Here is a 13780-nt window from a genome sequence, read left to right on the forward strand (position 1 = left end):
CTCCGCGACCGAATAGATGCTGCTGCCTCCGCGTCGGTTCCGCCATGGGCACGTCGGCGACACTGCCGTTACAGAACCCGGACGTCCGGCTAACTCCCTGGTGGCGACGTCAGCCCGGCGCACCGGCGCAACTGCTCGTACCGGTCGGTGATCCGCTGCCCCGCCGCGCCGGTCCGCGGCTGCGGTACGCCCGCGCCGTCGACGAGGGCGGGCGCGAAGACGGCGCGGGTGACCTTGCCGCGGCGGACGGTCAGTGTGGTGACGCCGGTCTCGTCGGAGTGCGGGTACGGCGAGGAGCCGTACCAGAGGAAGTTGCCGAACCCGTAGGCCACATAGGTCGGGCCCAGCATGCCGGAGCCGAGCATCACATGGGCGTGGGTGCCGACCACCGCGGTGGCCCCGGCCGCCGACAGGTCGGCCGCGATCGACTTCTGCTCCGGCCCCGGGCAGCTCTGGCCCTCGGTGCCCCAGTGCAGATAGACCACCACGACGTCGGCGTGCGCCTTGGCGTCCCTGACCGCCTTCAGCAGCCGGGGGCGGTCGAGCGCGGAGGCGATGCCGGGGGCGGTGGCGGTGGCCCGGAAGTTCTCGTTGGTGATGTCGTAGACCTGGCTGGCGGCGACGACCGCGAGGCGTACGCCGTTGACCGTCTCGGTGTACGGGCGGTACGCCTCCGCCGCGTCGGCGCCGATGCCGACCACGGGGACCGGCGCCACGCGCTTGGCCGCGAGGCTGTCGGCCAGGCCCTGGGCGCCGTAGTCCACGGCGTGGTTGTTGGCCATGGTGACGGCGTCGACGCCGGACCGCTGGAGCGCGGCGAGCGCGTCGGGGCCGGTCCTGAAGTGGTACTTCTTCGGCTGCGGGGTGCCGCGCGTGGTGATCGCGGACTCCAGGTTGACCATCGAGAAGTCGGCGGCGGCCAGCGCCGTCGACATCGGCCCGAGCGCCGGGTCGATGCCGAGCCGGTTCGCCGTCCGCTCGGTGAAGTGCACGTCCCCGGCGAAGGCGAGGGTCACGGTGCCGACGGGCTCGGCCGGACGCGCGGCGGCGGCCGCCGTCGGCGTCGAGGAGGGCGCGGCGCCGCCGGTCGTGGCGGTGCGCGAGTCCGGTGCGGGTCCGGCCTCGGTGGAGCCGCCGCGGCCGTAGGCCACGTACAGGGAACCGGCGGCGACGAGCAGCAGCGCCGTACCGCCGACGACGGTGTTTCTGCGTCGGCGGCGTGCTCTGGCCCGGCGGGTCTCGCGCCGCGATTCCGGTCCGGCTCCCTCGTTCATCGGACAAGCGTACGATCCGCTCGCCGTAGGTCAGTGCGGGGCCGCCCCCTGCGCGATGGCGTCGGTGACCTCGGCCACGCGGGCCTGCTCCTCGGCGGCGAAGCGTTCCGCGTCGAGTTTCTCCGCGATCTCCTCGTCCTCGTCCATGAGCTGGTCGAGGTTGGAGTCACCGAGGTCGAAGACGCCCATGTCGAGGTACGCCTTCTGGAGCCGGGGTCCCCACAGGCCGATGTCCTTCACGCACGGCACGATGCGGCTGAAGAGCAGCTTGCGGAACAGGTGCAGGAATTCGGAGCGTTCGGTCATCTCGGCGGCCTCGGCGGTGGGGATGCCGAAGTTCTCCAGGACTTCGAGGCCGCGCAGCCGGTCGCGCATCAGGTAGCAGCCCTCGATGACGAAGTCCTCGCGCTCGCGCAGTTCGGCGTCGGTGAGCTGCTTGTAGTAGTCGCGCAGCGCCATCCGTCCGAAGGCGACGTGCCGGGCCTCGTCCTGCATGACGTAGGCCAGGATCTGCTTGGGCAGCGGCTTGGTGGTGGTGTCGCGGATCATGCCGAAGGCGGCGAGCGCCAGGCCCTCGATGAGCACCTGCATGCCGAGGTAGGGCATGTCCCAGCGCGCGTCGCGCAGGGTGTCGCCGAGCAGCGCCTGGAGGTTGTCGTTGATCGGGTAGACCATCCCGACCTTGTCCTGGAGGAAGCGGCCGTAGATCTCGGCGTGCCGGGCCTCGTCCATGGTCTGGGTGGCGGAGTAGAACTTCGCGTCGAGGTCGGGGACGGACTCCACGATCCGGGCGGCGCAGATCATCGCGCCCTGCTCGCCGTGGAGGAACTGGCTGAACTGCCAGGAGGTGTAGTGCTGCCGCAGCAGCCCGCGGTCGCGGGCGTTCATCGCGTCCCAGTAGCGGCTGCCGTAGATGGACATGGCCTCGTCGGGGGTGCCGAGCGGGTCGTACGGGTCGACCTCCAGGTCCCAGGCGATGCGCTTGGCCGCGTCCCACTGCTTGTCCTTGCCCTTCTGGTAGAGGGCGAGCAGGCGTTCGCGGCCGTCGCCGTACTCCCAGGAGAAGCGGGCGGCGCCCTGGGCCGGGACCTGCCAGATCCACTCGGTGGGCGGTTGCGTGTACAGGGCTTCCGTCGACATCGGCGGCTCCATTCCACGTGCGCGGGGTCTTGACGGGCTTGTTGACACAGAGTCTCATAAGAGTCGTACCGCAGGTAACCCTCATGCGCCGGAGGCCACTTCACGATGGACACCAGCCTGATCGACCGCGAGAAGACCGCGGAGCGGCTGCTGGCCGCGTCCGCCAAGCACTCGTTCGACCCGGACACCGAGCTGGACTGGGACGCGCCCTTCGAGGAAGGCAAGTGGTTCTGGCCGCCGGAGCTGGTGTCGCTGTACGACACCCCGCTGTGGAAGCGGATGTCGCAGGAGCAGCGCGTCGAACTGAGCCGCCACGAGGCGGCGTCGCTGTGCTCGATCGGCGTCTGGTTCGAGACGATCCTCATGCAGCTCCTGCTGCGGCACACCTACGACCTGGACCCGACCAGCAACCATGTGCGGTACGCGCTGACGGAGATCGCCGACGAGTGCCGGCACTCGAAGATGTTCGCGCGGGCCGTGACGAAGATGGGCACGCCCACCTACCGCCCCAGCAGGCTCGACCACAATCTCGGCCGGCTGATCAAGACGGTGTCCACCACGCCCGGCGCCTTCACCGGCACGCTGCTGGCCGAGGAGATCCTGGACTGGATGCAGCGGCTGACCTTCCCCGACGACCGCGTGCAGCCCTTCGTCCAGGGTGTGACCCGGATTCACGTGGTCGAGGAGGCCCGGCACATCCGCTACGCCCGCGAGGAGCTGCGCCGCCAGATGGTGACGGCGCCGCGCTGGGAGGTCGAATTCACCCGGCTGACCTCCGCGCAGGCCGCCAGGACCATCGCCCGTTCGCTGATCAGCCCGCAGGTCTACGCGTCGGTGGGCCTCGACCCCGTCCAGGCGGCCGAGGCGGCCCGCACCAGCCCGCACCGCCGCGAGGTGATGCGGCAGTCGGCGAAGCGGCTGATGGACTTCCTGGACGAGATCGGGCTGATCAAGGGCCCGAGCCGCAAGCTGTGGCGCTCTTCCGGACTGCTCGGCTGACCCGGCCGCGCCCGCGGAACCGGACACCCGTGCGAAGCCCCGCGCCCGGGCCGACCCGTTCACGTGTGCGGGCGGATAGTCTGCTGGACATGACCAGCAGCGCGGCGCCCGCATACCGCCGGATGAGCGTCGAGCAGCGCCGTACGCAGTTGCTGGCCGCCGCCGTCGACCTGTTCGGCCACCGGCGGCCGGAGGACGTGTCGGTCGACGACGTCGCGGCGGCGGCCGGGGTCTCCCGGCCGCTGGTCTACCGCTACTTCCCCGGCGGCAAGCAGCAGTTGTACGAGGCCGCGGTGCACGACGCGGCGCAGGAGCTGATCGGCCGCTTCGGCGTCCCCTCGCAGGGGCCGCCGACCGAACGGCTCGCGGACGCGCTGGACCGCTACCTGGCGTATGTGGACGAGCACGACGCGGCGTACGGGGCGCTGCTGCGCGGCGGCAGCGTCGCCGAGACCAGCCGTACGGACGCGATCGTGGACGACGTACGGCGCCGGGCCGCGGAGCAGGTGCTGCACCACCTCGGGGTGACGGCGCCGGGGCCGCGGCTGGCGATGATGGTCAGGTCGTGGATCGCCTGTGTGGAGGCGATATCGCTGATCTGGCTGGACGAGGGCAAGCAGCCGCCGGTCGCGGAGCTGCGGGCGTGGCTGGTGGACCACTTCATCGGGCTGCTGCTGGTGACCGCGACGACCGACCCGGAGGCCGCGGAGGCCGCCGCCCGCGCGCTGGCGCTGGAGACCCCGAGCAGCCCGGCCGGCGGGCTGGCGCGGCGGCTCGCGCCGATCGCGGACGCGGTCGCACATCTGCTCCCCGACCCCTCCTGACCCCGACCGGGGAACCCCGCGCCGCCCGCCGTGCCATCCTGAGCGGGTGAGACACGAGGACACGGAATTCGTCGGGGGCCCGCTGGACGGGCGGGTGCTCGGCGTGCTCGCCGGGATGACCGGGCAGCCGCCGCGCGTCTACACCGTGCCCGTACCCACGCCCGAGGGCGGTCCGCCGGTGGTGCACGTCTACCACCGCGAGCCCAGCCCCGGCCCGCGCGGCTCCCGCCGTACCCGCTGGGTCTTCGTGTACGACCCGGAGGGCAACCGCCCGGACGGCCCCAAGTGGCCCTGGCGCAAAGGCGCCTGACGCCCCGCCGGACGGGCCCGCGCGGCCACGCGGGACATCGCGTCGGACCGGGCCGCGCGGCGTGCGGCGCAAAGGCGGCCGAACCGGACGGTTCCACAGGTCAAAGGGCCGGGTATTGGTCCGGACCATTGACACGCATTGGTCTGGACCTGTTTGCTGCGCGGTGACATGCGCCGTCCTCACCGAAGGAGCATCCCCCCATGCTCTCCACCGCACCGCGCAACAGACGCAGAACCTTCATCGCCGCCTCCGCCACCCTCGCGGGCGCCGTCGCGCTCGGCGGGCTCGTGGCGCTCGCCCCGTCCGCCAGCGCGGGCGAGTTCCTGACCAACGGCGGCTTCGAGACCGGCGGCCTGTCCGGCTGGAGCTGCGACGCGGGCACCGCCGCCGTCGTCAGCGGCCAGGCGCACAGCGGCACTTACGCCCTCCAGGGCACCCCGAGCGCGAGCGGCACCGCGCAGTGCAAGCAGAACGTGTCCGTCGCGCCGAACACCACGTACACCCTGACCGCCCAGGTCAAGGGCGCGTACGTCTACCTCGGCGTGGACGGCGGCACCAGTACGTGGACGCCCGGCACGGGCAGCGGCTACGCGGCGCTGAGCGTGTCCTTCACCACCGGCGCGAGCCAGACCAGCGCGGCGGTCTACGTGCACGGCTGGTACGGCCAGCCCGCGTACCTCGCCGACGACGTCTCGCTCCAGGGCCCCGGCAGCGGCACGACCACGCCGCCGACGACGCCCCCGACCACGCCGCCCACGACCCCGCCGACGACGCCCCCGACCACTCCCCCCACCACCCCGCCGACGACGCCTCCCACGACGCCGCCGACCACTCCCCCGACCTCGCCCCCGCCCTCCGGCGGACTGCCCACCCACGCGCTGGTCGGCTATCTGCACGAGACGTTCGCCAACGGCTCCGGCTACACCAAGCTGGCGGACGTGCCGGACAGTTGGAACATCATCGACCTGGCGTTCGGCGAGACCAGCTCGCCGACCTCGGGCAGCATCCACTTCACCCGCTGCTCGGCCAGCGAGTGCCCGGGAGTGGAGTCCGACGCGGACTTCAAGGCCGCGATCAAGGCCAAGCAGGCCAAGGGCAAGAAGGTGCTGCTGTCCATCGGCGGCGCGAACGGCGAGGTGCAGCTCACCACGACGGCCGCCCGCGACGCCTTCGTCTCCTCGGTGAGCGGCATCATCGACACCTGGGGCCTGAACGGCATCGACATCGACTTCGAGGGCCACTCGCTGTCCCTGAACACCGGTGACACCGACTTCAAGAACCCGACCACCCCGGTGATCGTCAACCTGATCTCGGCGCTGAAGACCCTCAAGGCCAAGTACGGCAGCGGCTTCGTGCTGACGATGGCGCCCGAGACGTTCTTCGTCCAGATGGGCTACCAGTACTACGGCTCGGGCCCGTGGGGCGGCCAGGACCCGCGCTGCGGCGCGTACCTGCCGGTGATCTACGCGATGCGCAACGACCTGACGCTGCTGCACGTCCAGGACTACAACTCCGGCTCGATCATGGGCCTGGACAACCAGTACCACTCCATGGGCGGCGCGGACTTCCACATCGCGATGACCGACATGCTCCTCACCGGCTTCCCGGTGGCGGGCAACACCGCCAACATGTTCCCGGCGCTCGCCCCCTCGCAGGTCGCGATCGGCCTGCCCGCCTCGGTCAACGCGGGCAACGGCTACACCGCCCCGGCCGCCGTCGACCAGGCGCTCGACTGCCTGACCAAGAAGACCAACTGCGGCGGCTACACCACCCACGGCACCTGGCCCGCGCTGCGCGGCCTGATGACGTGGTCGGTGAACTGGGACAAGTTCAGCAACTGGGAGTTCCAGAAGAACTTCACCAGCTACTTCGGCTGAACCGCCCGCAGATCCCCCGCCGATCCGTCGGCGGCCTTCGACCGAGCCGGTGACGGCTCCTGAAACGCGTACGGCCCGGCCGCCGAGGGCGGTGACCGGGCCGTACGCTTTTTATGTCCGGAAGGTGATCGCACGGCGAAGATCACCTGTGAGAGTGACCGGGTTGCGCGGAATCGCCTATTCCCTCTGTCGAACATATGACAATTCGTGGCAGGATGCGGATCGCGTAGCGTGTTACCGACCGGTTACGGGAGATGAGGGGTAGTCAGTGGCCCGAGGTACCAGGAGGTGGCTGCGTTCGGCCGCGGTCTGCGGCACTCTGCTCGCCGCCGCGGCACTCGCCCTGCCGGCCCAGCAGGCGGCGGCGCGACCCTACGACCCACCGCCCGCGGCGGAGGTCTCGCTGCCCGATCTGCTGACCAGGCTCCAGACCCTCTACGCGCAGACGGAGACGGCGACCGAGTCGTTCAACAAGGCCAAGGAGACCGCCGACCGGCAGCGCGCCCAGGCCGACCAGGTCGACGCACAACTCGCCGACCAGCGGGTCTCGGTCGCGGACAAGCGCGACGAGGTGGGTCTGATGGCCCGCCAGATGTACAAGGACGGCAGCGTGTCGCCGTACCTGTCGATGCTGACCGGCCAGACCCCGCAGGACTTCTTCGGGCAGCGGCACGTCCTGGACCGGGCCGCCGACCACCAGCAGGACGTGCTGGCCGAGCTGACCAGCGGCGAGCAGCGGCTGAACGAGCTGAACACCCAGGCGCAGCAGGCGCTGGACAAGGCGCAGTCCGCGCTGGCCGTCCAGCAGGCGCAGAAGAACACGGTGGAAAAGCGCCTCCAGGAGGTCGAGTCGATACTGGCCGGGCTCACCGGCGTGCAGATCAGCGAATTGCAGTCGCTGGAGGAAAAGGGCGTCAACAAGGCGCAGCAGGAGTTCCTCGACTCCAAGGCGCTGGGTTCCGACGCCGACAGGCGCCTGCCGTCCGACGCGGGGAAGCGGGCCATCAGCTACGCCTTCATGCAGCTCGGCAAGCCGTATGTGTGGGGCGCGCAGGGTCCGGACTCCTTCGACTGCTCGGGGCTGACCTCGCAGGCGTGGTCGCACGCCGGGGTGACCATCCCGCGCACCAGCCAGGAGCAGTGGGCGCGGCTCCCGCACGTGCCGCTCGAACTGCTGCGCCCCGGCGACCTGGTGATCTACTTCTCCGGCGCCACCCATGTGGCGATCTACATCGGCGACGGCCTGGTGGTCCAGGCGCCGCGCCCCGGCTCGGTGGTGAAGGTCTCGCCGATCGCCGCCAACCCGATACTGGGCGCCGTCCGCCCGGACCTCGGCAGCGCCCCGGCCGGGGACTACACCCTGCCGAAGATCCCCAAGCAGGCCGAGCAGCCGACGCCGTTCAGCCCGCAGGTGACGCCCCCGGCGCCCAAGCCCAGGACCTCCGGCGGGTCGACCGGCACCGCGCCGGCCACGCCGCCGCCGCACTCCACGGGTCCCGTCACCCGGCCGACCCCGGGCGAGAGCACGCCGCCGCCGAGGATCACCCCGACGCCGACGCCCTCGGACACCCCGTCCGGCGGCCCGACGCCCACGCCCTCCGCCACCGAGAGCGGGGGCGCGAGCTAGGGCCTGTCCGGCGGATCGTGGGAGCCGGGTCCGACGCCTAGGCGGAGGGCCCGGCGCCCGCCGCGGCCTGCGCCTCGGCAAGATATGCCCCGGCGCGCTCCGGGTCGAAGAACCACTCCTCGTAGTCGGCCGGGTCGTCGAAGCCGTTGGCGAAGCGGTCGGCGACCGGCTGGAGCCCGCCCGCCGCGCCGATCAGGCCGAGGACGTGCTCCGGCGGCGGCGCGAGCATCGCGTTGGTCCACTTGGTGACCGGCGCCGCGTGGTTCCAGTAGCGGTCGAAGGCGCTCTGCATCCACGCGCGGTCGAAGGGCAGCTCGCCGCGCTCGACGATGCTCGCCAGGTACGAGGCCGCACACTTGGCGGCGTTGTTGGAACCCTGGCCGGTGATCGGGTCGTTGGCCACCACCACGTCCGCGACGCCCAGAACCAGCCCGCCCGAGGGCAGTTCACCGACCGGCTCGCGCACGGTCGGCGCGTACCGCCCGGCGAGCGTGCCGCCCGCGTCGGTCAGCTCGACCGAGCCCGCCCGGTCGTACTCCCACGGCGTGAAGCGGCGCATCAGGTCAAGTGTGAGGCGGAGCTGCTCCGCGGGGTCCTTGACGCCCTGGAAGACGTCGACCGGGCCGCCGGGCACGCCCTCCCAGAAGAGTATGTCGGCCGGGCCCGAGGTGGTCAGCGTCGGCATCACGAACAACTCGCCGACGCCCGGCACCAGATTGCAGCGCACCGCGAAGAAGTCGGGGTGCTCGGGGCGCGGCCCGAGTCCGTGCACATACGACACCGCGAGCGCCCGCTGGGGGGCGTCGTAGGGCGAACGGGCGGCGTCCCGGCGGAACATGGAGACGATCTCGCCCTTCCCCGCGGCCACCAGCACCAGGTCGTAGGCGCGGGAGAAGTAGTCCAGATCCGATACGGCCACACCGTGGATGACGAGCTTGCCGCCGCGCTCGGCGAAGGTCTCCATCCAGCCGGCCATCTTCACCCGCTGGTCGACGGACTGCGCGTGACCGCGCAGCCTGCCCACCCAGTCGATCGGCCGTGAGGCGTCGGGCGCGGAGACGGAGACACCCACTCCCTCGATGCGCGGCGCCTGGTCCTCCCAGAAGTTCAGCCCGAGGTCGCGTTCGTGCTGGAGCGCGGTGGCGAACATGCACTGGGTGGACATCACCCGGCCGCCGCGTATCTCGTCGGCGGTCCGGTTGGACATCACGGTGACGTCATAGCCCTGGGACTGGAGGCCCAGGGCGAGTTGGAGCCCGGCCTGCCCGGCTCCGACGATGAGTATCTTGCGCACAACGGCTCGCTTCAGGTCGATGGACTTCGTAAGGCGGCGTCAACCGCGGCCACTACATGGGCTGTTCGGACAGCGCGTGCCCGACCAGCGCCAGCAGCGCCTCCACCACTGAATACCGCTTGCGAGCGTCGATCACCAATACGGGGATGTGGGCGGGTACGGCCAGTGCCTCACGGACGTCGTCCGGGGTGTACTGCGCCGTGCCCTCGAACTGGTTGACGGCGACCGTGTAGGGCAGACCGGTGCCCTCGAAGTAGTCCAACGCCGGGAAGCAGTCGGCCAGTCGGCGGGTGTCGGCGAGCACGACCGCGCCTATCGCGCCGCGCACGAGGTCGTCCCACATGAACCAGAAGCGCTGCTGTCCCGGCGTGCCGAAGACGTACAGCACCAGGTCCTGGTCCAGGGTGATCCGGCCGAAGTCCATGGCCACCGTGGTGGTGGTCTTGTCGGGAGTGGCGGCGAGGTCGTCGACGGCCTCGCTGGCCTGGGTCATCACCGCCTCGGTGGTGAGCGGTGCGATCTCGGAGACGGCGCCGACGAAGGTGGTCTTGCCCACGCCGAAGCCGCCCGCCACCACGATCTTCGTGGAGACCGGCGCCCTGCCGCGTTCCTTCTGCCACTCTTGCAGGCCGTCCTGCTGGTCAGAGCCTGCGAAGTCCACTGAGCACCCTTTCGAGCAGCGCGCGGTCGGGGCTGCCGGGCCCGTGCCCGGTTCCGTACACGCGGATCCTTCCCTGGTCCGCCAGGTCACTGATCAGGACACGGACGACGCCGAGCGGCATCCGCAGGAGTGCGGAGATCTCGGCCACCGACCGCATTCTGCGGCACAGTTCGACGATCGCCCGCAGCTCGGGCATCACGCGCTCGGCCCAGTCGCCCCTGGTGAGGGCGAGTTGTTCGCCCGGACCGTCAACGGTGGCCACGAACGTCTCGACCATGAGCACATGGCCGAACCGCGTGCGACCGCCGGTCAAAGCGTACGGGCGTACGCGCGCGGTGCGCCGGTCGGCTCCGCGTTGGGGCAGCGACGGCATCAGCGGGCACTCTCCAGGGCGTGGCGCAGCTCACTGCGCAGTGCGGGGGTCAGGACGTGTCCGGCCCGTCCGACGAACAGGGCCATGTGGTAGGCGATGACGCTCATGTCGCAGTCGGCGCCCGCGTGCACGCCCAGCAGCGAGCCGTCGCTGATCGACATGACGAACAACGCGCCGTCGCTCATCGCGACGGTGGTCTGCCGGACCTTGCCGCCGTCCATCAGCTTCGCCGCGCCGACGGTGAGGGAGGCCAGGCCCGACACGACGGCGGCGAGGTCGCCGCGGTCCCCCGCGGGGTTCTTCCGCGGGGCGGGGACCGCCGGGTCCTCGTCGGCCGGCGGCGCGGGGGGCGGCGACGCGTCGGCCTCGGCGTGCGAGGTGATCAGCAGCAGGCCGTCGGAGGAGACCACGGCGACCGAGCGGACGCCGTGCACCTCCTCGACGAAGCTCTGCAACAGCCACTGGAGATTGCGCGCCTCATGACTCAAGTCCTTCGTTTGCGTGCCGACCGCGTTCAACGGGTCGCCTCCTCAACGGTTTCGGCTGGGCCTGCGTCCCCCTGGTCGTCCCCTCGCACGTCCGTGGTCGTGACCGCGGTGCCCTCCACCGCTCCCGGTCCCGCTCCGGCTCCCTGCTCCGGTATCACCACTCCTGCCCCGGCGACCGGTCCTGATCCGCTGGTGATCTCCTCCTCGACGTCCCGCCGTCCGGCCTGCAATCCCCTTTGCAGACCGCCCAGTTTGCGCCGCAGCGCCTCGGCGTCGACCGGTCCCCCGCGCTGCGGCTCGCGCGTCGCGGGCTCTCCGGTCAGACCGGTGCTGCGCGGGGTCCGCTGCGGCAGCCCCTTGCCGGTGAGGCTGCCGCCGACGGGCGCGGCAGGCGTGTCGGCTGCGGACACCCTACGGTGCCTGGGCCGGGAGGCGCCCTGTCCTGGCGCGGTCCCGCCGTCGGGAGCCGGGCGGGTGTGCTCGGTCTGGCGCGGTACGGCCGGGTCGGCGGCGGGCGCGGGCGCCCGGCCGAACTCCGGTGCGGCGGCGGCGGGTTCGGCGGCCGGTTCCGTGGCTGACGGGGCGTCGGCCCCTGCGCCGGCCGGCGTCGTGGCCGCGGGCATCGGCTCGCCCGCCAGCGCGGCCTCCACCGGCGTGGCGGGCTGCTCGTCGGGCTGCGCGGCCGGGAGCAGGACCCGCGGCAGCACGACGACGGCGGCGGTGCCGCCGAGCTTCTGCGGGCGCAACTGCACCCGGACGCCGTGCCGGTGGGCGAGCCGGGAGACCACGTACAGGCCCATGCCGGAGACCGTGCCGGGCGGGGCCGGGTCGGGGTCGGCGAGTACCGCGTTGAGCTCGCCGAGGCGTTCCGGCGGTACGCCGATGCCCGCGTCCTCGACCGACAGCATGACCTCGCCGCTCTCCAGCAGCCAGCCGGACAGGTGCACTTCGGCGTGCGGGGCGGAGAAGGAGGTTGCGTTGTCGAGGAGTTCGGCCAGCAGGTGGCTGATGTCGTCGGCGGCGCGGCCCGCGATCCGGGCGACGGCGAGCACCTGGATGCGTACCCGGTCGTACCGCTCGATCTCGGAGATCGCGGCGCGTGCCACGTCGACCAGCGGGACCGGGCGGGCGGCGGCGCCGTGGCTGTGCTCGGTGCCGGTGAGGACCAGCAGATTCTCGCTGTTGCGCCGCATGCGGGTGGCGAGGTGGTCCAGCTTGAACAGGGTCTCCAACCGGTCCGGCTCCTGCTCCTGGTCCTCCAGGCCCTCGATCAGGGTGAGTTGACGCTCCACCAGGCCGAGGGTGCGCAGGCTGAGGTTGACGTAGGTGAGCTGCGCGGCGCCCTGCGTGGTGGCGGCGGCGAGCTGCCGGGTCAGCTCGTCCTGGCGGCGCAGCAGCGTGTCCCGCTCGGCGGAGAGCGCGCCGTGCACGCCGAGCGCGCGGATGCGGTCGGCGGCCAGGTCGGCGGAGCGCGAGCGCAGCGCCTGGGCCTCCTGCGTCAGCGCGTTGGCCCGGCGGGCGACGGCGGCGAATTCGTCGGTGCCGGTCACCTCGGCGCCCTGGCCGCTCTCGGCGTCGGCGCGGGACCAGCGGTGCAGCGCGGCCAGCGGGCGGGTGAGGCTGCGGAAGACGGTGACGAGGACGCCCACCACGAGCAGCAGGCAGAGCGCGGCGAGCGCGGCCCGCAGCTCCAGCGCGGTGACGTCGTCGTCGCGGTCGTGGGCGGCGGCGCGGGCCTCGTCGGTGGCGGCGGACGCCTCGACCGTACGCATCAGGCCGATCCTGGCGGTCAGCGCCGCGTTGACCGGCTTCGCGCCCAGCGCCCGGTCGGAGCGAGTGAGTTGCCCGCCGTCGAGGAGCTGGGCGAGGTCGCGGTCAGCCTGCGCGGTGTCGGCGCCGGTGACGGTCTGGTCGTACTGGCCGCGCAGGTCGGCGGGGGCCGTGGCGCGGAATTCGGCGAGCGCGGCCTGTTCCTGGACGTGGGCGACCTGGGCCGCGGCGGTCAGCTCCGGCTGGGTGCCGCCCGCGGTGAGCGCGGCGACCAGCAGGCCGCGCTGGACGGCGGCGGCGGTGACGGCGCGGGTCAGCGGCGCGGTGACCGGGCCCGCGGTCCTGCCGAGGGCGTCGAGCAGCGGCTGGTAGGCGCTGATGACGCTCTGCGGGCCGCCGTCGCCGCCGAGGGCGCCCTGCCGGACGCGGGGCAGCGCGGCGAGCGCGGTCCGCAGGCCGGCGGGGGCGTCGGCGGCGACGTCCTGGACCTGGCGGTCGACGCGGGAGCGGCTGTCCTCCGGCAGGCCGTCGCCGCTGGCCGCGTCACGGCCGTCGGCGGCGAAGGCGGCGAGGTCGTCGCGCTCGTCGGCGAGGGAGTGGGCGAGCACGGTGGCGCGGGTGGTGAGCTGGGCCGCGTCCGCCCGGTCCTGGGCCCGCGACAGGTCGCGGACCGCGAGGGCGACGCCTGGAGCGGCGGCGGCCAGGACGGTCACGGCGCAGACGAGCAGGGCGGCGAGCAGAGGCTGCCGGACCCTCCGCTCTCGCGGTTGACGTCGTTCACGCAACTTCGGTGCTCGCAATCACGTATCGCCGGCGGGCCCGGGAGTGTCCCCGGGGAATATGCAGAAGTCCCTCCGACCCTTGCAGCCCCGCCCGGAGAGGTGCCACGCGTCGCTCCCCCGGACACTCGAACGAGTGAATCGCAACGAGGAGTTGACCGACAAGTCCGGCGTGCGCGGGGACACTTCGCCCGGCGTGGACGGCACTGGCGCGGTGCTGCGACCTTTGGCAGGATGCCCGCGCGCATAGGCCCGCGCGCCCCGGTCCGTACCAATGGGGCCGTCCGCGGGGGGCGCGGTTTCGAACGCCGGGCCGCCGCGCGGGGTGCCGGGGAGCCGCCGTCCGGCCACCGCCGGGACACCC

Annotated in this window: 12 protein-coding genes; 5 read left to right on the forward strand and 7 right to left on the reverse strand. The window is 72.3% G+C overall.

Annotated elements, in window-relative coordinates; translation table 11 throughout:
- Window positions 1–89: 89 nt before the first annotated feature.
- Both ACFY9V_RS15460 and ACFY9V_RS15465 read right to left on the reverse strand, forming a co-directional pair.
- On the reverse strand, window positions 90–1274 hold the full coding sequence (locus tag ACFY9V_RS15460) for a CapA family protein (protein ID WP_391161582.1): 1185 nt from the start codon (window positions 1272–1274) through the stop codon (window positions 90–92).
- A gap of 30 nt (window positions 1275–1304) precedes the next feature.
- Entirely contained in the window at window positions 1305–2414 is a 1110-nt protein-coding gene (locus ACFY9V_RS15465) for a ferritin-like domain-containing protein (RefSeq protein ID WP_355344403.1), read from the reverse strand.
- Window positions 2415–2519: 105 nt separating this feature from the next.
- On the opposite strand from ACFY9V_RS15465, the gene ACFY9V_RS15470 reads away from it, so the two are divergent.
- The 5 genes from ACFY9V_RS15470 to ACFY9V_RS15490 all read left to right on the forward strand — a co-directional run bounded on the left by ACFY9V_RS15470 (window position 2520) and on the right by ACFY9V_RS15490 (window position 8051).
- Complete coding sequence (locus ACFY9V_RS15470; RefSeq protein WP_391161583.1) at window positions 2520–3413, forward strand: diiron oxygenase; 894 nt, start codon at window positions 2520–2522, stop codon at window positions 3411–3413.
- A gap of 89 nt (window positions 3414–3502) precedes the next feature.
- Window positions 3503–4237: a TetR/AcrR family transcriptional regulator gene (locus tag ACFY9V_RS15475; RefSeq protein ID WP_355344409.1), complete on the forward strand. Its 735-nt coding sequence runs from the start codon at window positions 3503–3505 to the stop codon at window positions 4235–4237.
- 46 nt (window positions 4238–4283) lie between these two features.
- Window positions 4284–4547 (forward strand): hypothetical protein, encoded by a 264-nt coding sequence (locus ACFY9V_RS15480; RefSeq protein WP_355344412.1) that lies wholly within the window; start codon window positions 4284–4286, stop codon window positions 4545–4547.
- 200 nt (window positions 4548–4747) lie between these two features.
- Complete coding sequence (locus tag ACFY9V_RS15485; RefSeq protein WP_355344415.1) at window positions 4748–6424, forward strand: carbohydrate binding domain-containing protein; 1677 nt, start codon at window positions 4748–4750, stop codon at window positions 6422–6424.
- A 268-nt stretch (window positions 6425–6692) separates the two neighbouring features.
- Complete coding sequence (locus ACFY9V_RS15490) at window positions 6693–8051, forward strand: NlpC/P60 family protein (protein ID WP_391161584.1); 1359 nt, start codon at window positions 6693–6695, stop codon at window positions 8049–8051.
- Between the two features lie 37 nt (window positions 8052–8088).
- On the opposite strand, the gene ACFY9V_RS15495 is transcribed toward ACFY9V_RS15490, so the two are convergent.
- From ACFY9V_RS15495 to ACFY9V_RS15515, 5 genes are read right to left on the reverse strand one after another with little or no spacing between them, the layout of a single operon-like run.
- Window positions 8089–9345: a styrene monooxygenase/indole monooxygenase family protein gene (locus ACFY9V_RS15495; protein WP_355344421.1), complete on the reverse strand. Its 1257-nt coding sequence runs from the start codon at window positions 9343–9345 to the stop codon at window positions 8089–8091.
- Between the two features lie 52 nt (window positions 9346–9397).
- Complete coding sequence (locus ACFY9V_RS15500) at window positions 9398–10006, reverse strand: ATP/GTP-binding protein (protein ID WP_355344424.1); 609 nt, start codon at window positions 10004–10006, stop codon at window positions 9398–9400.
- Window positions 9987–10379 carry a DUF742 domain-containing protein gene (locus ACFY9V_RS15505; RefSeq protein ID WP_188281760.1) on the reverse strand — a complete coding sequence of 131 codons (393 nt, stop codon included), beginning with the start codon at window positions 10377–10379 and terminating at the stop codon, window positions 9987–9989. The genes ACFY9V_RS15500 and ACFY9V_RS15505 overlap by 20 nt, the downstream gene beginning before the upstream one ends.
- Window positions 10379–10867 (reverse strand): roadblock/LC7 domain-containing protein, encoded by a 489-nt coding sequence (locus ACFY9V_RS15510; RefSeq protein WP_355344428.1) that lies wholly within the window; start codon window positions 10865–10867, stop codon window positions 10379–10381. Before ACFY9V_RS15510 ends, ACFY9V_RS15505 begins: the two co-directional genes overlap by 1 nt.
- Before the next feature lie 26 nt (window positions 10868–10893).
- Complete coding sequence (locus ACFY9V_RS15515) at window positions 10894–13350, reverse strand: nitrate- and nitrite sensing domain-containing protein (RefSeq protein WP_391161585.1); 2457 nt, start codon at window positions 13348–13350, stop codon at window positions 10894–10896.
- Window positions 13351–13780: the final 430 nt, after the last annotated feature.

The sequence above is a fragment of the Streptomyces sp. NPDC008317 genome (assembly GCF_042955955.1).
Classification (GTDB): domain Bacteria; phylum Actinomycetota; class Actinomycetes; order Streptomycetales; family Streptomycetaceae; genus Actinacidiphila.

Excerpts from the sequence above, each read along its gene's own strand:
- ACFY9V_RS15475 (WP_355344409.1), top strand. The coding sequence starts at position 3,503 with ATGACCAGCAGCGCGGCGCCCGCATACCGCCGGATGAGCGTCGAGCAG.
- ACFY9V_RS15465 (WP_355344403.1), bottom strand. The coding sequence starts at position 2,414 with ATGTCGACGGAAGCCCTGTACACGCAACCGCCCACCGAGTGGATCTGG.
- ACFY9V_RS15470 (WP_391161583.1), top strand. The coding sequence starts at position 2,520 with ATGGACACCAGCCTGATCGACCGCGAGAAGACCGCGGAGCGGCTGCTG.
- ACFY9V_RS15505 (WP_188281760.1), bottom strand. The coding sequence starts at position 10,379 with ATGCCGTCGCTGCCCCAACGCGGAGCCGACCGGCGCACCGCGCGCGTA.
- ACFY9V_RS15485 (WP_355344415.1), top strand. The coding sequence starts at position 4,748 with ATGCTCTCCACCGCACCGCGCAACAGACGCAGAACCTTCATCGCCGCC.
- ACFY9V_RS15460 (WP_391161582.1), bottom strand. The coding sequence starts at position 1,274 with ATGAACGAGGGAGCCGGACCGGAATCGCGGCGCGAGACCCGCCGGGCC.